Annotated in this window: 19 protein-coding genes; 3 read left to right on the forward strand and 16 right to left on the reverse strand. The window is 60.3% G+C overall.

The genetic code is table 11. The features are described 5' to 3' along the window. Nucleotide 1 precedes the first annotated feature (1 nt). The 4 genes from AMM41_RS16265 to AMM41_RS16280 are packed head-to-tail and all read right to left on the reverse strand — an operon-like array spanning nt 2 to nt 2908. Entirely contained in the window at nt 2-832 is an 831-nt protein-coding gene (locus tag AMM41_RS16265; RefSeq protein ID WP_089961390.1) for an SDR family NAD(P)-dependent oxidoreductase, read from the reverse strand. Between the two features lie 23 nt (nt 833-855). Next, on the reverse strand, nt 856-1263 hold the full coding sequence (locus tag AMM41_RS16270) for a MaoC family dehydratase (protein WP_089961510.1): 408 nt from the start codon (nt 1261-1263) through the stop codon (nt 856-858). A gap of 17 nt (nt 1264-1280) precedes the next feature. Then, on the reverse strand, nt 1281-1721 hold the full coding sequence (locus tag AMM41_RS16275) for a MaoC family dehydratase N-terminal domain-containing protein (RefSeq protein ID WP_089961393.1): 441 nt from the start codon (nt 1719-1721) through the stop codon (nt 1281-1283). After that, on the reverse strand, nt 1718-2908 hold the full coding sequence (locus AMM41_RS16280) for a lipid-transfer protein (protein WP_089961515.1): 1191 nt from the start codon (nt 2906-2908) through the stop codon (nt 1718-1720). The genes AMM41_RS16275 and AMM41_RS16280 overlap by 4 nt, the downstream gene beginning before the upstream one ends. A gap of 111 nt (nt 2909-3019) precedes the next feature. On the opposite strand from AMM41_RS16280, the gene AMM41_RS16285 reads away from it, so the two are divergent. Then, on the forward strand, nt 3020-4054 hold the full coding sequence (locus AMM41_RS16285) for an AraC family transcriptional regulator (RefSeq protein WP_089961396.1): 1035 nt from the start codon (nt 3020-3022) through the stop codon (nt 4052-4054). A gap of 298 nt (nt 4055-4352) precedes the next feature. Next, the gene (locus tag AMM41_RS16290) at nt 4353-5255 is read left to right on the forward strand and encodes a YihY/virulence factor BrkB family protein (protein ID WP_089961399.1); all 903 of its coding nucleotides are present in this window, start codon (nt 4353-4355) and stop codon (nt 5253-5255) included. Nucleotides 5256-5510: 255 nt separating this feature from the next. On the opposite strand, the gene AMM41_RS16295 is transcribed toward AMM41_RS16290, so the two are convergent. Genes AMM41_RS16295 through badH form a run of 10 tightly spaced genes read right to left on the reverse strand, consistent with a single transcriptional unit; the run spans nt 5511 to nt 15899 of the window. Next, entirely contained in the window at nt 5511-6443 is a 933-nt protein-coding gene (locus AMM41_RS16295; RefSeq protein ID WP_089961402.1) for an electron transfer flavoprotein subunit alpha/FixB family protein, read from the reverse strand. Nucleotides 6444-6460: 17 nt separating this feature from the next. Next, on the reverse strand, nt 6461-7216 hold the full coding sequence (locus tag AMM41_RS16300) for an electron transfer flavoprotein subunit beta/FixA family protein (RefSeq protein WP_089961405.1): 756 nt from the start codon (nt 7214-7216) through the stop codon (nt 6461-6463). An 18-nt stretch (nt 7217-7234) separates the two neighbouring features. Next, nucleotides 7235-8422, reverse strand: a complete 1188-nt coding sequence (locus AMM41_RS16305) for an acyl-CoA dehydrogenase (RefSeq protein WP_089961407.1) — start codon at nt 8420-8422, stop codon at nt 7235-7237. 28 nt (nt 8423-8450) lie between these two features. Further along, nucleotides 8451-9611 carry an acyl-CoA dehydrogenase family protein gene (locus AMM41_RS16310; RefSeq protein WP_089961410.1) on the reverse strand — a complete coding sequence of 387 codons (1161 nt, stop codon included), beginning with the start codon at nt 9609-9611 and terminating at the stop codon, nt 8451-8453. Nucleotides 9612-9624: 13 nt separating this feature from the next. Then, on the reverse strand, nt 9625-10401 hold the full coding sequence (locus AMM41_RS16315) for an enoyl-CoA hydratase (RefSeq protein ID WP_089961412.1): 777 nt from the start codon (nt 10399-10401) through the stop codon (nt 9625-9627). A 13-nt stretch (nt 10402-10414) separates the two neighbouring features. Beyond that, a complete protein-coding gene (locus AMM41_RS16320; protein ID WP_089961415.1) occupies nt 10415-11398 on the reverse strand; it encodes a Bug family tripartite tricarboxylate transporter substrate binding protein in 984 nt (327 codons plus the stop codon). Nucleotides 11399-11441: 43 nt separating this feature from the next. Then, nucleotides 11442-13091, reverse strand: coding sequence for a cyclohexanecarboxylate-CoA ligase (gene aliA, locus AMM41_RS16325; RefSeq protein WP_089961418.1), 1650 nt, complete (start codon nt 13089-13091; stop codon nt 11442-11444). Nucleotides 13092-13138: 47 nt separating this feature from the next. Continuing rightward, a complete protein-coding gene (gene aliB / locus AMM41_RS16330) occupies nt 13139-14296 on the reverse strand; it encodes a cyclohexanecarboxyl-CoA dehydrogenase (protein WP_089961422.1) in 1158 nt (385 codons plus the stop codon). A 22-nt stretch (nt 14297-14318) separates the two neighbouring features. After that, on the reverse strand, nt 14319-15101 hold the full coding sequence (gene badI, locus AMM41_RS16335; RefSeq protein ID WP_089961426.1) for a 2-ketocyclohexanecarboxyl-CoA hydrolase: 783 nt from the start codon (nt 15099-15101) through the stop codon (nt 14319-14321). A 30-nt stretch (nt 15102-15131) separates the two neighbouring features. Further along, nucleotides 15132-15899, reverse strand: coding sequence for a 2-hydroxycyclohexanecarboxyl-CoA dehydrogenase (gene badH / locus AMM41_RS16340; protein ID WP_089961428.1), 768 nt, complete (start codon nt 15897-15899; stop codon nt 15132-15134). 133 nt (nt 15900-16032) lie between these two features. Here badH and AMM41_RS16345 point away from each other — a divergent pair, with 133 nt between their 5' ends. Continuing rightward, on the forward strand, nt 16033-16551 hold the full coding sequence (locus AMM41_RS16345) for a MarR family winged helix-turn-helix transcriptional regulator (protein WP_089961431.1): 519 nt from the start codon (nt 16033-16035) through the stop codon (nt 16549-16551). Between the two features lie 150 nt (nt 16552-16701). On the opposite strand, the gene AMM41_RS16350 is transcribed toward AMM41_RS16345, so the two are convergent. After that, nucleotides 16702-17994 (reverse strand): TRAP transporter large permease, encoded by a 1293-nt coding sequence (locus AMM41_RS16350; protein WP_089961435.1) that lies wholly within the window; start codon nt 17992-17994, stop codon nt 16702-16704. Continuing rightward, nucleotides 17991-18479 carry a TRAP transporter small permease gene (locus AMM41_RS16355; RefSeq protein ID WP_089961438.1) on the reverse strand — a complete coding sequence of 163 codons (489 nt, stop codon included), beginning with the start codon at nt 18477-18479 and terminating at the stop codon, nt 17991-17993. The genes AMM41_RS16350 and AMM41_RS16355 overlap by 4 nt, the downstream gene beginning before the upstream one ends. Between the last annotated feature and the right edge of the window lie 20 nt (nt 18480-18499).

Consider the following 18499-nt stretch of genomic DNA (forward strand, 5'->3'; position numbering starts at 1 on the left):
CTCAGATCCCCGTCAATCCACCGCTGCACATCAGTGTCTGGCCGCTGATGTAGTCGGACTCGGGAATGCATAGCAGGTACACCGCGCCAGCAGCTTCGTCGGGCGACCCCCCACGCCCCAGCGGAATCATGCGCTCCATGGCGGCCATGAGGTCGGGGTTGACCCCCACCTTGATGTCGCGGCCATCGATGTTGGCGGTCGAGTCGCTTTCGGCGCTCACGGTCAGGCGGGTCTTGATGAAGCCGTAGGCCACGCAGTTGACCGTGACATTCATGCGGCCCCACTCCTTGGCCAGCGTCATCGTCATGCCCGTGATACCGGCTTTGGCCGTCGAATAATTGGTTTGCCCGGCATTGCCAAACAAACCGGCGACCGAAGAAATGTTCACCACTTTGCGCACCACGGTCTGACCAGCGTCTTTTTCTTGCTTGGACAGTGCACGGATCACCGGTTGCGCGGCGCGCAGAATGCGAAACGGCGCGGTCAGATGCACGTCCATCATGGCGTACCACTGCTCGTCGGTCATCTTCTGCACCACGTTGTCCCAGGTGTAGCCCGCGTTGTTGACGATGATGTCCAAGCCTTTGAATTCACTGACCGCAGTGCCCACAAAGCGTTCGGCGAAATCAGGTGCGGTCACGCTGCCCACGCAGGCGACGGCCTGACCGCCAGCTTTGCGGATTTCATCCACCACTTCCTGAGCAGGTGCTGCGTCCAGATCATTGATGACAACGCGCGCGCCTTCAGCGGCCAGCTTGAGTGCAATCGAGCGGCCGATGCCACGCCCCGAACCGGTGATGAGCGCAACTTTGCCTTCGAGTTTTTTGGTCATGACTGATATTCCTTTTGTTTTCTTCAGGCCAGGGCCACAATGGCCTCGCCCATGATCTTGTTTTGTCCAAACTGGTTGGACGAAGTCAATGCGATGCGGGCACAGGCCTCGCCATCGAGCTCCATCAGTTCCACCACTTCTCCCGTGCAGGTGATGGTGTTGCCCAAATGGGTGATGCCCGCGAACCTTGCGTCGTATTGGCGCAACTGCCCTTGGGGAATCCACTGCGTGATCAGCCGCCCCAGCCAGGCCATGCCCAGCATGCCTTGCGCAAACACATCGGGCATGCCCGCACGACGGGCAAAGTCGATGTCGATGTGGATGGGGTTGTGGTCGCCCGAGGCCCCGCCAAACAGCGCCAATGTGGTGCGGTTGACCGGTCCGAGTTGCAATGCGGGCAGCTGGTCGCCCACGCGAATGTTGGATGGCATGTTTTTTCCCTCTTGTTTCAATGACGCACGACCAAAACCGTTCGCATCTGGGCCACGAGTTCGTCCTTCTGGTTGGTTGCACGCGAATCCTTGACAACAAACTCCAGCTTCCCGCCTTTTTTGTCGTAAATGTCGGTGATGGTCGACTGGACATTCACCGTGTCGCCCGCACACACCGGCTTGAAGTAACGAAACGATTGCTCACCGTGCAGCAGCTTGGTCAGGGGAATGTCCAGATCCATCAAAAGCTGGTCGTTCGCGCCGCTGTCGAGCTCGGCTGCAAACATGAAGGTGGGCGGTGCGGGCAGATCGGGGTAACCTGCCGCCTGGGCCGCAGCCGGATCGGTGTACACCGGGTCTTGTTCGCCAATCGCTTTGGCAAAGAACTGCAGGCGTGTGCGGTCCATGTACAGGCTGGACGGCTTGAGCTGGTAGCCGATGAATTTCTTGTCGATCATGCGGAAGTCCTTTCATAAAGGGTGACCACACAGGCGCCCCCCAAACCCAGGTTGTGTTGCAGGGCGATGCGAGCGCCTTCGACCTGCCGTTTGTCGGCATGGCCGCGCAGTTGCTGAACCAGTTCCGTGCATTGCGCCAGCCCCGTGGCCCCCAGCGGGTGGCCTTTGGACAGCAAGCCACCAGAAGGGTTGGTCACGAACTTGCCGCCGTAGGTGTTGTCTCCGTCTTCGACGAACTTCTGGGCACCACCGCGCTCGCACAAGCCCAGCGCCTCATAGCTGAGCAATTCGTTGTGGGCAAAGCAGTCATGCAGCTCGACCACTTGAATATCCTGAGGGCCGATGCCCGCTTCTGCATAGACCTGATCGGCACAGGCCTTGGCCATGCTGGAGCCCACCACTTCCCGCATGTCGCGGGCCTCGAAAGTGACGGGCGTGTCGGTGGTCATGGCCTGAGCCCGAATGCGCACGGCCGTGCTCAGGCCATGCTGGCGGGCAAAGGTTTCCGAACACACGATGGCAGCTGCTGCGCCACAGGTGGGCGGGCAGGCCATCAGGCGCGTCATGACACCGGGCCACATCACCGGGGCGTTCATCACCTCTTCTTCGGTGACCACTGTGCGAAACAGCGCCAGGGGATTGTTGGACGCATGGCGGCTGGCCTTGGCGCGGATCTTGGCGAATGTGCTCATGGGCGTGCCAAACTCTTCCATGTGGGCCAGACCTGCGCCGCCGAAATAACGCAGCGCCAGAGGAATTTCGCTACGGCCAACCAGGATCTGCGTGGCATCGTCAAAGTGTTCGAAGGGGCTGGGCCGGTCAGCAAAGACCGTACCCAAGGCACCTGGGTTCATTTGCTCAAAACCCAGCGCCAGCACGCAGTCGGCCGCGCCACTCATCACCGCCTGACGCGCCAGAAACAGCGCAGTGGAACCGGTGGAGCAGTTGTTGTTCACGTTGACGACGGGGATGCCCGTCATGCCCACTTCGTACAGGGCGCGCTGCCCGGCGGTGGAGTCGCCATACACATAGCCCACATAAGCTTGCTGGACTTTGGCGTAGTCCAGACCCGCATCGGCCAGAGCGGCTTTGACAGCCTTGGAGGCCATTTGGGGGTAGGGCTCACTGGCCCCGGGCTTGGTGAACGGCACCATGCCGACCCCTGCTACGCACACCACATTTTTCATGCCCAGTCCTTTGCACTTGATGGATTTCAAGCCGACTTTTTCTGCCCGCTCGCATGGCTCAAATGCTAGACTCAGCAGTACCTCATCGCGATAGCTTGTCACCTCAAGACAATGGCAAAAGACCTCAACTTCACACAACCCCGGGAAAACCCGGGGGCCTATATTGCCCCTGTCTTTGTGTTCGGCTTGCTTTCAGGCCTCGAAGGCAAGGATGTCGATCTGGATGGCTATTTACGTCAGGTCGGGATTGACCCCAAAGCCCTACGGACCCCCGGCGACCGTGGGGTTACCCCCATCCAGTACGCAGCGCTTTTTTATGCATTGATGCACGACTTGAAAGACGAATGCCTGGGCCTGTTCTCCCGGCCTTTCAAGCCGGGCAGCTTCGCGTTGACCGCGCGCGAGGGCCTGTCTGCGCCAGACCTTCGGCGTGCGCTCAAACGCATGAGCTCGGCGCTTAACCTACTGCAAGACGACATTGTTTTCTCCTTGCAAGTGAACCATCAAGAAGCGGGCTTGCACATGGCACCAGCCAACCCGGCCCGAGACATCCCAGTTTTTGCGCAAGAGACCATGGTGCGTGTCCTTTGGCGTCTGTCAGCATGGCTTTTGAATTCGCCCTTGCCGATCCGGCACTTCGATTTCGCCTACGCCGACCCCGGTCACCACGAGATGTACCAGTTCATTTTTCCAGCCACTCGGCGTTATCAGCAAGACGCTTTCGGTTTCTGGTTTGGAATAACGGAACTGCAGACCCCTGTGAGCAGGGACGAGCCTGCGCTGCGCACCTTCCTCACCGATGCCTACACCCAAATCATTTCGCCCCCCCGCCATTTTGGCCACACCGGGCAGAAAGTGCGCAACTGCCTGATGAGCAGTTACCCCCGATGGCTGACTCTGGAAGAAGTGGCCGACAAACTGCACACCTCTTCCTCCAGCCTCCAGCGCCACCTGACGGCGGAGCACACTTCCCTGCAATGGCTCAAGGATGATCTGCGACGCGACTTGGCGATCTCAAGGTTGTCGTCATCCAACGTGTCCCTGGTGCAACTGGCCAGCGAGCTGGGTTTCAGTGACAGTCCCACTTTTCAGCGAGCATTCAAACGCTGGACGGGTCAGCCTTGCAGTGTTTACAGGCGCAATTGAGCGTTTCATTGGCTTCGACCTGTGAATGACCGCTACCAGCCTCAAGCCGACCCTAAAAAATTGACGGCACCCCAATTAGGGTGGCTAACTGATTCAGGCCTGCAGCCGCCGTTGACCTATTCCCAAGATGACCCCACATCTTCACATCTTCCTCAAACCGGTTACGCGATCCGCCAGAGCCATGACATCCAGCGTGCAGGCGGTGCCACCACCCGCGCGAACCCGTGGGTTGGACAGCGAACAGACCGCGGGCAGTTTGGGCGCTAACTTGACTCACCCTTTGCTCATTGGAGTGTGAATGTCCCAAACGAACATCCCAATCAAGGCGTGGTGGGGATTGTTCAAACAGGTTGCCAACGCCTGGCTTAACGACTATGTGCCGAGCATGGGGGCTGCATTGGCCTACTACACCCTGTTTTCGTTGGCACCGCTGCTGCTGATCGTGGTGTCGGTGGCCGGTCTGGTGTTCGGTGAGGACGCCGCTCGCGGTGAGATCCAGGCGCAGCTGAAGGACCTCATGGGTGATGTCGGTGCGGATGCCGTTCAGGGCCTGTTGAGCAGCGTGCGCGAACCCACCGAGGGCCTGACGGCGACCGCTGTGGGCTTGGTGTTGCTGTTCGTCGGTGCCACCACGGTGTTTGCCGAACTGCAAGATGCGCTCGACCGCATCTGGGGTGTGCCGGAACGCTTGCGCAAGAGCGGCTGGCTCACGCTCGTTCAGGCCCGTTTGATGGCATTCGGCATGATCCTCGCCTTGGGGTTTTTGCTCATCGTGTCGCTGGTCACCAGTGCCATGTTCGCGGCCATGGGCCGAAGCCTCGACCCCTTCTTCGGCGGCTGGCAGGGTGTTGTGCAGGCGGGCAATGCGATCGGTGGCTTCCTGCTCGTGGCCACCATGTTCGGCCTGATCTACAAGGTCATGCCTCGCCAGCGTGTGCGGGTCTCCGATGTCTGGCTCGGCGCTTTGATCGCGGCCTTGCTGTTCACGGGCGGCAAGTTCCTGATGGGCGCCTACATCGGCCGCAGCGGTGTGGCGTCGGGTTTCGGCGCGGCCGGCTCGCTCGTGGTGGTGCTGTTGTGGGTCTACTTTTCAGCCCAGATCGTGTTGGTGGGTGCAGAGTTCAGCTGCGCCTATGCCCGGGCGTTCGGCTCTCACAAAACGCCCGAGCCACTGCTGAAGCTCGATCATTCAACCTTGTAGGCGTGGCGCATTGAGCCTTGTACTTTGTATCCACCTACTTTGGCTTTGGGTTGAATGACCCACTTGCAGCGATTGCAGTCAGTCGAACACACGACACCCTGCATCACCGCTGACCGGTTTCAGGAAAAACTGACATGGTCAAAGTTCATGATCGCAGCAAAGCGATGAAGGGCCGCTCTTGTTGGTGCGAACGCCTACTGCCGACACACAGTAGAAGTTTGTCGTTAGATAACCAATGACCGCTTTCGCAGTGATTTAGACCTGCTGTACGAGTTCAGGCACAGCCGCAAACAAATCGGCTTCGAGGCCAAAGTCGGCCACGCTGAAGATCGGCGCTTCGGGGTCTTTGTTGATCGCCACGATCACCTTGGAATCCTTCATGCCCGCCAAGTGCTGGATCGCACCCGAAATGCCGCAAGCAACATACAACTGAGGCGCCACGATCTTGCCGGTCTGACCCACTTGCAGGTCGTTGGCAGCGTAACCAGCGTCCACCGCTGCGCGGCTGGCACCGATGGCGGCGCCCAGTTTGTCGGCCAAGGGCGTCATCACTTCGTTGAACTTTTCCGAGCTGCCCAAAGCGCGGCCACCGGACACAATGATCTTGGCTGCGGTCAGTTCTGGGCGGTCATTCTTGGCAATCTCGCTGCGCGTGAAGCTGCTCTTACCGCTGTCGGCTTGGGCTGCGGCGCTTTCCACCGCGGCACTGCCCCCCGTGGCGACTGCGGCGTCAAAGCCGGTGGTGCGCACGGTGATGACTTTGGTGCCGTCGGTGCTTTGCACGGTGGCCATGGCGTTGCCCGCGTAGATGGGGCGCTCGAAGGTGTCGGCCGAGATGACTTTCGTCACATCGCTGATTTGCGCCACATCGAGCTTGGCGGCCACGCGGGGGGCCACGTTCTTGCCTGCAGCGGTTGCTGGGAACAGGATGTGGCTGTAGTTGCCAGCAATCGCCAGCACCTGGGCTGCGACATTCTCGGCCAGGCCATGGGCCAAGGCTTGGCTGTCAGCGTGGATCACTTTGGATACACCCACGATTTGGGCAGCAGCTTGCGCAGCAGCAGCGGCATTGTGGCCCGCCACCAGCAGATGCACATCACCACCACAAGCGGCAGCGGCCGTGATCGTATTAAGAGTTGCGCCCTTGATGGAGGCGTTGTCGTGTTCGGCAATAACGAGAGAAGTCATGAGATTTCCTTGGATGGTCAGATGACCTTGGCCACGTTCTTGAGCTTGTCCACCAGCGTGGCCACATCGGGCACCTTGATGCCAGCGCTGCGCTTGGCAGGCTCTGCCACTTTCAGGGTCTTGATGCGGGGGGCCACATCCACGCCTAGGTCTTCAGGCTTGAAGGTGTCAAGCTGCTTTTTCTTGGCCTTCATGATGTTGGGCAAGGTCACGTAGCGTGGTTCGTTCAGGCGCAGGTCGGTGGTCACCACCGCTGGCAGGCTGATGCTCAGCACTTCCAGGCCGCCATCGATCTCTCGGGTCACTTGTGCTTTGCCATCCACGATGTCGACCTTGGAGGCAAAAGTGGCCTGGGGCAGATCGGCCAAAGCGGCCAGCATCTGGCCCGTCTGGTTGCAATCGTCGTCAATGGCTTGTTTGCCCAGAATGATCAGACCGGGTTGCTCTTTGTCCACCAAAGCCTTGAGCAGCTTGGCCACAGCCAATGGCTGCAGGTCCAAGTCAGCGGGGGTCTCCACCAGAATGCCACGATCGGCACCAATGGCCATGGCGGTGCGCAGGGTTTCCTGGCACTGGGTCACGCCGCAAGACACCGCGATGACTTCGGTGGCCAGGCCTTTTTCTTTCAGACGCACGGCTTCTTCGACGGCGATCTCGTCAAAGGGGTTCATGCTCATCTTCACGTTGGCAATGTCCACGCCCGAACCATCGGACTTGACACGAACCTTGACGTTGTAGTCCACCACCCGCTTGACGGGAACGAGAATTTTCATGGCTTGACTCCTTGTGAATCAGTTAGCGAATGCCGCGATACCCGTGATGGCACGGCCCAAAATCAAAGCGTGCACGTCGTGTGTGCCTTCGTAGGTGTTGACCACTTCCAGGTTCACCAAGTGGCGGGCCACGCCGTATTCGGCGCTGATGCCGTTGCCGCCCATCATGTCGCGTGCCATGCGGGCGATGTCCAGGGCTTTGCCGCAGCTGTTGCGCTTGAGGATGGAGGTCAGGTCCACCGACGCGGTGCCTTCGTCCTTCATGCGGCCCAGGCGCAGGCAGCCTTGCAGGCCCAGGCTGATTTCGGTCAGCATGTCGGCCAGTTTCTTTTGGATCAGTTGGTTGGCGGCCAAGGGGCGGCCAAACTGCTGGCGGTCCATCACGTACTGGCGGGCACGAGCGTAGCAGTCTTCGGCGGCACCCAAGGCGCCCCAAGCGATGCCGTAGCGGGCGCTGTTCAGGCAAGTGAAGGGGCCTTTCAAGCCGCGCACTTCAGGGAAGGCGTTTTCTTCAGGGCAGAAGACTTCGTCCATGACGATCTCGCCGGTGATCGAAGCACGCAGGCCAACCTTGCCGTGCACAGCGGGGGCGCTCAGGCCTTTCCAGCCTTTTTCCAAAATGAAGCCACGGATCTGGCCGCCGTCGTCTTTGGCCCAGACCACAAACACGTCAGCGATCGGGCTGTTGGTGATCCACATCTTGGCGCCGCTGATGCTGTAGCCGCCGTCCACCTTTTTGGCACGGGTGATCATGCTGCCCGGGTCGGAGCCGTGGTTGGGTTCGGTCAGGCCAAAGCAGCCGATCCACTCGCCACGCGCCAGCTTGGGCAGGTATTTTTGTTTTTGGGCTTCAGAGCCAAAGTCGTTGATGGGCAACATCACCAAGGATGACTGCACGCTCATCATGGAGCGGTAGCCCGAGTCCACGCGCTCGACTTCGCGAGCGACCAGGCCGTAGCACACATAGTTGAGGCCCGCGCCGCCGTACTGCTCGGGGATGGTGGGGCCCAAGAGGCCCAGCTCGCCCATCTCGCGGAAGATGGACACATCAGTGGTTTCATTCAGGAACGCGTCTTTCACGCGGGGCAGCAGCTTTTCTTGGCAATAGGCGCGGGCGGCGTCTTGCACCTGGCGCTCGTCGTCGGTGAGCTGGGCGCTGAGGTTGAAGGGGTCTTCCCAGTTGAATGTGTTTTGAGGGTTGGCCATAGGAATTCTCAGGGTTAAAGGTCTGGTGTCAGGCCGCGCGCAACAGTTCGCGGCCGATGATGATTTGCTGCACCTGCGTGGTGCCTTCGTACAGGCGCAGCAGGCGGGCGTCGCGGTAAAAGCGCTCGACTGGGTATTCGTTGATGTAGCCCGCGCCACCGTGGATCTGCACGCCGCGGTCGGCCACGCGGCCCACCATCTCGGTGGAGAACAGCTTGGCGCATGACACCTGCATCGAAATTTCGGGGTCGGACACATGCGGCGGCTTGAGGTCAAAGCGTGCGGCCACGTCCTTGACCAGCGACCAACCCGCCAGCAGCTCGGCTTGGCTGTCGGCCAACATGGCCTGGATCAGTTGGAACTCGCCAATCGGTTTGCCAAACTGTTTGCGGTCGCGGGCGTAGGTGCGGGCTTCGTCCAGGATGCGCGAGGCCAGGCCGCAGGAGACGGCCGAGATGTTCAGACGTCCACGGTCCAGCACTTTCATGGCGGTCTTGAAGCCTTGGCCGGGCACACCGCCGATGATGTTGGCGGCGGGCACACGCACGTTCTCCAGAATCACGTCGCAGGTCTTGGTGCCGCGTTGGCCCATTTTCTTGTCGGGCTTGCCCAGCTTGATACCTGGCAGGTCGGCCGGCACGATGAAGGCTGACACGCCACTGGCCCCCGGGCCGCCAGTGCGAGCCATCAGGGTGAAGGCACCGGCACGCGGCGCGTTGGTGATGTAGCGCTTGGTGCCGTTGAGTACATAGTGGTCACCGTCAAGTTCGGCACGGGTTTTGAGCGAGGCGGCGTCGGTGCCGACATCGGGCTCGGTCAGGGCGAAGGACATGATCAGCTCGCCGCTGGCCACGCGGGGCAGGTAGGCGGCTTTTTGCTCGGGCGTGCCGTCCATCAAGATGCCTTGCGAGCCGATGCCGATGTTGGTGCCAAATACGGAGCGGAAAGCGGGCGCAGTGCGGCCGAGTTCGTAGTTGACCAGCACCTCTTGGCTGACCGACAGACCGATGCCGCCAAATTCCTCGGGCACGGTCAGACCAAACAGGCCCATGTCTTTCATGTCCTGAACGATGTCCAGTGGCACGTCGTCGTGCTCTTCGAGGTGGTTTTCGGCTGGGATCAGGCGCTCGCGGATGAAGCGCTGCAAGGTGGGCAGCAGGAGATCAAAGGATTCGGAGTCGAGGGCCATGGTCTAAGTGGGGTTAACGGTGCTGGAAAACGGGTTTTCGTTTGTCGAGGAAGGCGTGCATGCCTTCATGGGCGTCGGCGCTGGCGAAGCGGGCGTGAAGCGCACGGCGCTCGAACAAAATGCCTTCTGTCAGGCTGGCCTCGTGGGCGCGGTTGACCGACTCCTTGATGGCCATCAAGGCGGGCAGCGAGTAGCCAGCAATCTGCGTGGCCAGCTTCAGCGTCACGGCCTGCAGCTCGGCATCAGGCACCACGCGCGAGACCAGGCCGTAGCGGTCGGCTTCATCGGCATTCAGCATGCGGGCCGAGAGGCACATGTCCATGGCTTTGGCTTTGCCAATGGCGCGCGGCAGTCGTTGGGTCCCTCCGGCGCCGGGCAGCATGGCCAGCTTGATTTCGGGCAGGGCAAACTGCGCCGACTCGGCCGCGATCACGATGTCGCAAGCCAGTGCCAGCTCGCAACCGCCGCCCATGGCGTAACCGGCTACGACCGCAATGACGGGCTTGCGCACTTGGCGGATGGTTTCCCAATTGCGGGTGATGAAGCCACTTTGAAAAACATCCATGTAGGACCAGTCGGCCATCACGGCGATGTCGGCACCGGCGGCGAACGCCTTGTCACTGCCGGTGATGACGATGGCGCCAATGTCCGGGTCCGCATCCAGACCCAGCAGCGCCTGGCCCAGTGCGTCCATCAAGGCGTCGTTGAGCGCATTGAGCTGCGCGGGCCGGTTCAGGGTGATGACACCGACACGGCCGTGCCGGGTGCTCAGGATGGGGGACTCGGACATCGCGCGCTCCAGCTTACTCGACGGTGATTTTCTGGTCGCGGATCAAAGCGCCCAGGACTTTGCCTTCGTTGGCCAGCAGCGCCTTGAATTCGGCCGTGTCCAGCGCAACGTTCTCGCCGCCCAGATCGGCGTAGCGGGCCTTCAGTGTGGGCGATGCCAAGGCCTTGGCGACCTCACGGTTCAAACGGGCGATGACCTCGGCGGGGGTGCCGTTCGGTGTCCACATGCCAAACCAAATGTCCAGATTGGCCCCTTTGAAACCTTGCTCAGCCACGGTGGGCACATCGGGGAAAAAGGGTGAGCGCTTCTCACTCACCACCGCCAGCAATTTGACCTTGCCCGTGCGGATGTGCGGGAAAGCAATGCCCGGGTCGCACACCATGTCGGCTTGACCTGCCAGAACGTCTTGCAGTGCCGGTGCGGCCCCTTTGTAGGGCACGTGCAGGATGTTGGTGCCGGTGGCCTGTTTGAACAGTTCGCAAGCCAGGTGGGGGGGCGTGCCAGCACCGGCTGAGGCGTAGGCCAATTTTCCGGACTTGGCCTGTGCGACCAGTTCGCGCACATCTTTGGCTGTACTTTGTGGCTTGGTCACCAAATACATTTGCGATTTACCGATGCCACTGACCGGGGTGAGGTCGCGGGAGGGCAGCAAGTTGGATTTGATGAGGTGCGGGTTGACGGTTTCTACCGATGTGGGTGAGATGAACAAGGTGTGACCATCAGGGGTTGCGCGAGCCACCTCTGCGGCTGCAATGTTGCCGCTGGCTCCGGGCTTGTTGTCAATGACGACAGACTGGCCCAAGCTCTCGGTCAAGCCTTGAGCGACCAGTCGCGCCATGGCATCGGTCGTGCCACCGGGGGCAAAACCGACCACGATGCGGATGGGCTTGCTGGGCCAGGCCTGTGCATGGCTGCTGACGCTGGCACCCAGGCCGAGCAGGGAAAGGGCGGCGACCGTCAAGGTGCGGCGCAGTTGAAAACGTGGTGTGGATGTCATGGTTTGTCTCCTGATGGGGTGGTTGAAAGTTGAGCGCTTTGTCTTAAGCTGCACCGTCGCGCAAATCCTCGCGCAGCTTGAATTTCTGGATCTTTCCGGATGGGGTGGACGGCATGCTCTGGCGAACTTCCAGCCGCTCTGGGATGTACTGGATGGCGACCTTTTGTTCCTTTAGGTAAGCGACCATGGTGGGCATGTCGAAGGTTTGACCGGGCTTGGGCACCACCACGGCGCAAGCCCGTTCGCCCAGGCGTTCGTCGGGGTAGGCTACGATGGCGACCAAGGCCACTGCAGGGTGCTTGTAGAGCAGCGACTCGATCTCGACCACCGGGATGTTTTCGCCGCCTCGGATGATCACGTCCTTGCTGCGCCCGGTGATGCGTACGTAGCCTTGCTCGTCGATACGGGCCAGATCGCCTGTGTCAAACCAGCCTTCGGCATCGGTGCCGTTGAGGTGCTGTCGCTTGAGGTATCCGCCAAAGTTGGAGCAGGCACGCAGATACAACTTGCCTTGCGTGCCTGCAGGCAGTGCAGGACCCGAGGCGTCCGCTTCCACCACCTTGAGCTCAACCCCGGGCAGGGGCAGGCCATCTGTGTTGAAGGCACGTTCATCGGGATCATCGAGCCGGATCAGTGTGACGGCCCCGTTTTCACTCATGCCCCAGGCTGACACGATTTTGGTGCCCAGTGAAGCGCGAGCTTGCTCCACCAGTGGGCTAGGTATCGGGGCGCCAGCACACAGGAAAGTCTTGAGGCTGGGCACCGGTGTTTTATTTTCCGTCACCACGCGCGTCAAGTCGGTCAGAAACGGCGTTGAAGCCATGGTGAAGCTGGCTTTTTCGGCGTTGATCACCTCGACCGCCTTCTTGGGCTCCCAGATGTCCTGCAGCACGGCGCTGGCCTGGAGCATGATGGGCATCATCAGGCCGTACATGAAACCTGTCTGGTGCGCCATGGGTGAGGCCATGAGCACCACGTCTTCGGCGCCCAATTGCAAACGCTGTGCATAAGGAATGATGTTGGCCATCACGGTGTTGGCCGAATGCATCACGCCTTTAGGTTCGCCTGTGGTGCCCGAGGTGTAGATGAGCTGGGTGATGTCGTCCGGACCAGGGCGTTGCGCACTCAAAATAGCGGCGGCATCTGGCTCGTTTTCCCACGCGGGGCCACTCAGCAGGGCTTCGAAGCTGTTGGGGCCTTGGCCGTCAATCGCCACCACGTGTTTCAGATGCGGCAGGCCGGGCTGGATGGCAGTGATCATCTGCTCGAAGTCAAAACCCCTAAAGGCTTTCGGCGCGATGATGACCTTGGCCTCGCCGTGTTTGAGCATGAAATTCAATTCACGCTCACGGAAGATGTGCATCAATGGGTTGATGACAGCACCGATGCGCGAGCACGCCAGGTAGGTCACTGTGAACTGCCACCAGTTGGGCAACTGGCAGGCCACGATGTCGTTCTTTTGCACGCCCAAGCGGGCCAATCCCACAGCCACCCGGTCGACCATCTGCGCCAGTTCACGGTAGGTGAATCGGCGCAGATCATCGGCTTCGACCCGGTAGGCGGTCAGCGCCAGTTTTTCGGGGCAGGCCGCGACGCAGGCGTCGAGCTCACCGTTGATGGTGCGGTCGTGCCACAGGCCTTGGGCGATCATGCGTTCGCGGCGGGCGGGCAATAAAACGGCATCGAATTCCATGTTTGTCTCCTTGTGGGTAGGTGAAATATTTTTGTTTTTGGGGTAAATCAGGCAGGCACGTTTTTGCGGCCTGCACGGGTGCGTGCAATGATGGTTTTCATGATCTGGGCGGTCCCGTCCCCAATCTGAAAGCCCAGCACATCGCGCAGGCGTTGCTCCATCAGGCCGCGGTCGTAGCCGCCATGGCCAAAGCACAGCAGGCACTGGTGGATCACGTCGTAGGCCAACTTCGGGCCCCACCACTTGGCCATGCCGGCCTCGGCGGAGTGGGGCAGACCCTGGTCCTTGAGCCACAGGCCTTGCAGGCAGACCAGGCGTGCGCCTTCCACTTCGGTGTCGTACTGGGCCAATGGATGGGTCACGCCCTGAAAAGCCGACAGCGGCTGGCCAAAGGCCTGACGCTGGGTGATGTATTCCCAAGCTTCGTCGAGCGCCGCACGCGCCACAGCCAGGCATTGCAGGCCGATCAGCGAGCGCGAATAGTCAAAGCCGTGCATGACCTGCACAAAGCCCTTGTTCTCGTCGCCCAGCCGGTGGCTCACAGGCACACGCACGTTCTCGAAGAAGATGGAACCCCGACCGATCGAGCGCTGACCATGGCAGTCAAAGCGGCTGGTGGTCAGGCCCGGCGTGTCCATGGGCACCAGCAGCGCGGTCACGCCGTGTGCGCCATCTTCGGGCTTGCCCGTGCGGCCAAAAACCACCGTGATGTCGGCCTGGTCTGCGGCCGAGATGGAAGTTTTTTCGCCATTGATGACGTAAAAGTCACCGTCGCGCTCGACCCGCAAACGCAGGTTGGCTGCATCCGAGCCGCCGCGCGGTTCGGTCAGGGCGATGGCGCAGATGGCGCGGCCTTCACGGATCTTGTCGAGCCAAGGGCGCACTACTTCGGGCTTGCCGTACTTGTAGAGGATCTGGCTGTTCAGCGATGCCAACAGGTTCAGGTAAGAAAAACTCAGGTCGGCGCGTGCAATTTCCTCGTGGATCACGCCTGCGGCCACACAGCCCATGCCCAAGCCACCAAATTCTTCGGGGACTTCGGGGCAGATGAAGCCCAAATCGCCCATCTCGCGCAGCAAGGCGAGGTCAAACTCGCGCGTTTTGTCGCGCTCCAGAAAACCGGGTTTGATTTTCTCATCGGCAAAGCGGCGCACGGTTTCGGCCAATGCCTGCAGGTCTTCGTTGATGTAGGGGTTCGGGTTCATCTGACGTCCTCTGTCTGAGCGTTTACTTGGCGTACTTGCGGAAGTCGGGCTTGCGCTTTTCTTGCAAAGCCTTCACGCCTTCACGCGACTCTTCGGTGTCGTAGTACAGCTTGAGCGCGTACATGCCCATGCCCGCAATGCCCGACTGGTGGGCGGTGTCCATGTTGAAGCTGCGCTTGGCAATGGCAATGGCGGTGGGGCTGCGTTCACAAATGGTCTCGGCCCACTCCTGCACGGTGGCGTCGAGCTGCTCGTGCGGCACGCAAATGTTGGCCAGGCCCATGTCCACGGCCTCCTGGCCGGAGTAGCGCTTGTTGAGGTACCAGATTTCGCGGGCTTTTTTCTCGCCGACCACACGGGCTAGGAAGGCGGTGCCGTAACCGGGGTCGACCGAACCCATCTTGGGGCCGACCTGGCCAAAGATGGCCTTGTCAGAACAGATGGTCAAGTCGCAGATGGTGCACAACACGTTGCCGCCACCGATCGCAAAGCCTTGCACACGGGCGATCACGGGTTTGGGCACGTCGCGGATCGCGGTGTGCAGCTCTTCCATGGGCAGACCGATCGTGCCGCGGCCGTCGTAGTTGCCGTCGTGGGCCGACTGGTCGCCGCCGGTGCAAAACGCCCGGTCACCGGCGCCGGCCAGCACGATGCAGCCGATGTCGCGGTCGTAACCGGCTTTGTTCAGGGCCTTGATGATTTCGTCGCAGGTGGTGCCGCGAAAGGCGTTCATCTTGTCGGGGCGATTGATCGTGATCCAGGCCACGCCGTTGCGGTTTTCGTACAGGATGTCTTCGAATTGCATGTGTTTCTCCGGTTGAATGGGGGTGATGGATCAGCCGTGCATGGTCAGGCCGCCCGAGACGCTCAGGACCTGACCGGTGATGAAGGCCGCGTCGGCGCTGCTCAGGAAGACGATGGCACCGGCGAGGTCATCGGGCTGGCCCAGGCGGCCCAGCGGGATGGCCTTCTTGAAGGCGTCCATGAGTTTTTCGGGGTTAGAAGCACCTTCGGCAAAACCGGCCAGCAAGGCGGTATCGGTTGGGCCGGGGCAGACCACGTTGACGGTGATGTTGTGGCGTGCGTGCTCGCGTGCCAGGGTTTTGGACAAAGCGACCAGGCCGCCCTTGCAAGCGGCGTAAACGGCTTCGCCGGACGAACCGCCACGGGCCGCGTCTGAGGCGATGTTGACGATGCGGCCAGTGCAGCGTGCGGCCATGCCGGGCAACACAGCGTGGTGCATGTGCAAAGCGCCTGTGAGGTTGATGGCGATCAACTTGTCCCACTCGGCGGGCACGGTTTTGGTGAAAGGCTTGAAGATGTCCCAACCCGCGTTGTTGACCAAGATATCGATGGGGCCCAGCTGAGCCTCAGCAGCCGCGACTGCCGCATCGACCTGGGTACGGTCGGTGATGTTGCAGGCAAAAGCCTGAGCCTTGCCACCAGCGGCCACGATGCCGTCAGCGACTTTCTGGGCGGCTTCCAGGTTCATATCAAACACCGCAACCTGAGCGCCTTCTTCGGCAAAACGGCGGCAAGTGGCCCCGCCAATACCGCCACCGCCACCGGTCACAATCGCTGTTTTGCCTTTGAGGTCTTTCATGACTTTCTCCGTGAATTGAAATGGATTGGAAAACTCTGAATATCGAACATATGACAACATGTTGACTTATTCTAGGGTTTTCCCACGTTCCTCTTCAAGTCTTTTTCGTGTTCAATAACCTATCGTTTTCCCTATGCCACAGACCAAAGACGCTCGCATGGAACTTGCTAATCGAATTTTCTTCAAACTGTATCAGTGTGCCAACATGTTGCATAAAACCGGCAGCCGCGCAGTTCAGGATGAAGGCCTGACCACACAGCAATGGGCAGTGCTCGGTGCGCTGTCGCGGCCCGAGGCGGCGCAAGGCATGGGCGTGGGGGAGCTGGCGCGCTATCTGATGGTCAGCCGGCAAAACTTGTCAGGCCTGATCACCCGGATGACGCGCGATGGCCACATCGAGATGAGCACCGACGGGCGTGACCGCCGCTCGCGTTTGGTGGTGATGACCGAGTCGGGTCGTCATGTCTGGATGGATCTGGCGCAACCCAAGATCAAAGCCTATTACGAGCAGGCTCTGCAGGATTTCTCGATGGGTGACATGGCCCACACCCTTCATTACTTTCTGAAGCTGCTGGACAACATGGAAAAGATTGATCAAAAAATTCCTGCGTCAGAGGACGACGACACACGAGAAGGCGAGCAGGATTTGTGATCACCCACATAACGTCTTATGTTTGGATGACCTCAAAAGGCTAGAAGCAGACCTTGCAGAAATTCTGCCGACTGGCAGCAGCCGACCCACCCAGGGCTTAAGGGGCGGCCTCATGCATCCTGGGTAAGGGCCTGGCTTGCTGGTGGGCCTTCAGCGCATCCAGTGCACCAGCACAAGGCTAATGGAAGGGAAAGCCACAATCACCGCCAGACGCAACACGTCCACGGCGATGAAGGGCACCAGGCCGCGGAAGATGGCACCAATGGGCACTTTGGGCAGATTGGCCTTGAGCACAAAGACGTTCATGCCCACGGGGGGAGTGATCAGGCCGATTTCGGTGAGCACCACCACCACAATGCCAAACCAGACCAGGTCAAAGCCTTGCGCCACCAAAGTTGGCGTGAACAAGGGCACAAAAATCAGGATGATCGCCATCGAATCCATGACGCAGCCCAGCAGCAGAAACACGGCCAAAATGGCCAGCAAAATACCGGTGCGCGACAAACCGGAATCAGCCACCATCGACAGCAGCTCATCGGCCAGTCCGGAGAAGCTGATCAGCTGCGAGAACATCATGGCGCCAAACAGCACCACATACAACATGACCGAAGTCATGGCTGTTTCTTTCATGACCTCCATGAAGCGGCTCCAGCCCAGTCGGCGTTGCGCCAAGGCAATCAGCAAGGCCACGCCAGCACCGATACCACCAGCTTCTGTGGCCGTGAACCAGCCCACGTACAAGCCGCCGATGATCAACAAGAACAGCGCCAAAAAGGGCCAGACACCGGCCAAAGATTCCCAGCGTTCGCGGGCGCTGACACGCTCGCCACGCGGGGCGTGCTCGGGCTTGAACACAGCGATCAGGTAAATCACGCCCATGTACATGGCCAGCCCCAGCAAACCCGGTAGCACACCGGCAATGAAGAGTTCACCAATGTTTTGCTGCGTCAGAATGCCGTAGATCATCAGAATGATGGAGGGCGGAATCAAGATGCCCAAGGTACCGCCTGCGGCAATGGTGGCAGAAGCCAGACGGTCGGAGTAACCGTATTGGTTCATGCTCGGGTAAGCCACTTTGGCCATGGTGGCGGCCGTGGCAAAACTCGATCCACACACGGCGCTGAACCCAGCACAGGTGACCATGGTGGCCAGTGCCAGACCCCCGCGCACCGCGCCCAGAAAGGCGTTGGCTGCACGGAACAGGTCAGCCGAAATGCCGGTGCGCGAGAGCACGTTGCCCATCAGGATGAACAGCGGAACCACCGCCAGTTCATAGGAAAACGCCGCTTCGCTCAGCGTCATCGGCAGCAAGGTGCGGGCGATGTCTAGGTTGTTGATGGCGGCAATGCCGCCCACCGAGACGGTCAACAACGCGATGCCCAGCGGCACTCTTAAAAAGGCCAGCAACAGCACCAGCCCCAGACAAATCAAGCCAATGGTCATGAAGGATTCTCCTCGGTGAGATGTTCTGCTTGTGGGGGTGGGGCCAACAAGGCCAGAAAAGCGGCCAGTGCGGTGGTCAGTGCAATGAAGGTGTACATCCAGGCCCGCGGAATGCTCAAGGCAGGGCTGATTTCGTTGATGGTGCGCGCCTCTTCGATGGCCAGGTAATACTCCCAGGCGATCAACCCGAGCACGGCTGCAATGAGCACGTCCACCAGCTTGTGCCAGGGACGCCATTGGGGCTGAAGCAGCCAGCGGTCAAACAGGTCGATGCTCAGATGGCCGCGCTGGGCAGTCAGCAAAGGCAGTCCTGCAAAAATCAGGGTAGCCATGAGGTGTTCGGTGATGTCGTTGGCACCAAACACCGGGGTGTTGAAGAGGCGCCGCCCGACCACATCTGTGAAGCTCAGCGCCACCATGGCCGACAGCAGCAGTACCAGCAAGCCGGTGACGAGCCGCTGAATACTTTGATTTAAAGGTTTCATGTGCTGGTACTCCGCGGTGG

The organism is Limnohabitans sp. 2KL-3 (assembly GCF_001269405.1).
In the GTDB taxonomy this organism is placed as follows: domain Bacteria; phylum Pseudomonadota; class Gammaproteobacteria; order Burkholderiales; family Burkholderiaceae_C; genus Limnohabitans_A.

Excerpts from the sequence above, each read along its gene's own strand:
- AMM41_RS16265 (WP_089961390.1), bottom strand. The coding sequence starts at position 832 with ATGACCAAAAAACTCGAAGGCAAAGTTGCGCTCATCACCGGTTCGGGG.
- AMM41_RS16270 (WP_089961510.1), bottom strand. The coding sequence starts at position 1,263 with ATGCCATCCAACATTCGCGTGGGCGACCAGCTGCCCGCATTGCAACTC.
- AMM41_RS16275 (WP_089961393.1), bottom strand. The coding sequence starts at position 1,721 with ATGATCGACAAGAAATTCATCGGCTACCAGCTCAAGCCGTCCAGCCTG.
- AMM41_RS16280 (WP_089961515.1), bottom strand. The coding sequence starts at position 2,908 with ATGAAAAATGTGGTGTGCGTAGCAGGGGTCGGCATGGTGCCGTTCACC.
- AMM41_RS16285 (WP_089961396.1), top strand. The coding sequence starts at position 3,020 with ATGGCAAAAGACCTCAACTTCACACAACCCCGGGAAAACCCGGGGGCC.
- AMM41_RS16290 (WP_089961399.1), top strand. The coding sequence starts at position 4,353 with ATGTCCCAAACGAACATCCCAATCAAGGCGTGGTGGGGATTGTTCAAA.
- AMM41_RS16295 (WP_089961402.1), bottom strand. The coding sequence starts at position 6,443 with ATGACTTCTCTCGTTATTGCCGAACACGACAACGCCTCCATCAAGGGC.
- AMM41_RS16300 (WP_089961405.1), bottom strand. The coding sequence starts at position 7,216 with ATGAAAATTCTCGTTCCCGTCAAGCGGGTGGTGGACTACAACGTCAAG.
- AMM41_RS16305 (WP_089961407.1), bottom strand. The coding sequence starts at position 8,422 with ATGGCCAACCCTCAAAACACATTCAACTGGGAAGACCCCTTCAACCTC.
- AMM41_RS16310 (WP_089961410.1), bottom strand. The coding sequence starts at position 9,611 with ATGGCCCTCGACTCCGAATCCTTTGATCTCCTGCTGCCCACCTTGCAG.
- AMM41_RS16315 (WP_089961412.1), bottom strand. The coding sequence starts at position 10,401 with ATGTCCGAGTCCCCCATCCTGAGCACCCGGCACGGCCGTGTCGGTGTC.
- AMM41_RS16320 (WP_089961415.1), bottom strand. The coding sequence starts at position 11,398 with ATGACATCCACACCACGTTTTCAACTGCGCCGCACCTTGACGGTCGCC.
- aliA (WP_089961418.1), bottom strand. The coding sequence starts at position 13,091 with ATGGAATTCGATGCCGTTTTATTGCCCGCCCGCCGCGAACGCATGATC.
- aliB (WP_089961422.1), bottom strand. The coding sequence starts at position 14,296 with ATGAACCCGAACCCCTACATCAACGAAGACCTGCAGGCATTGGCCGAA.
- badI (WP_089961426.1), bottom strand. The coding sequence starts at position 15,101 with ATGCAATTCGAAGACATCCTGTACGAAAACCGCAACGGCGTGGCCTGG.
- badH (WP_089961428.1), bottom strand. The coding sequence starts at position 15,899 with ATGAAAGACCTCAAAGGCAAAACAGCGATTGTGACCGGTGGCGGTGGC.
- AMM41_RS16345 (WP_089961431.1), top strand. The coding sequence starts at position 16,033 with ATGCCACAGACCAAAGACGCTCGCATGGAACTTGCTAATCGAATTTTC.
- AMM41_RS16350 (WP_089961435.1), bottom strand. The coding sequence starts at position 17,994 with ATGACCATTGGCTTGATTTGTCTGGGGCTGGTGCTGTTGCTGGCCTTT.
- AMM41_RS16355 (WP_089961438.1), bottom strand. The coding sequence starts at position 18,479 with ATGAAACCTTTAAATCAAAGTATTCAGCGGCTCGTCACCGGCTTGCTG.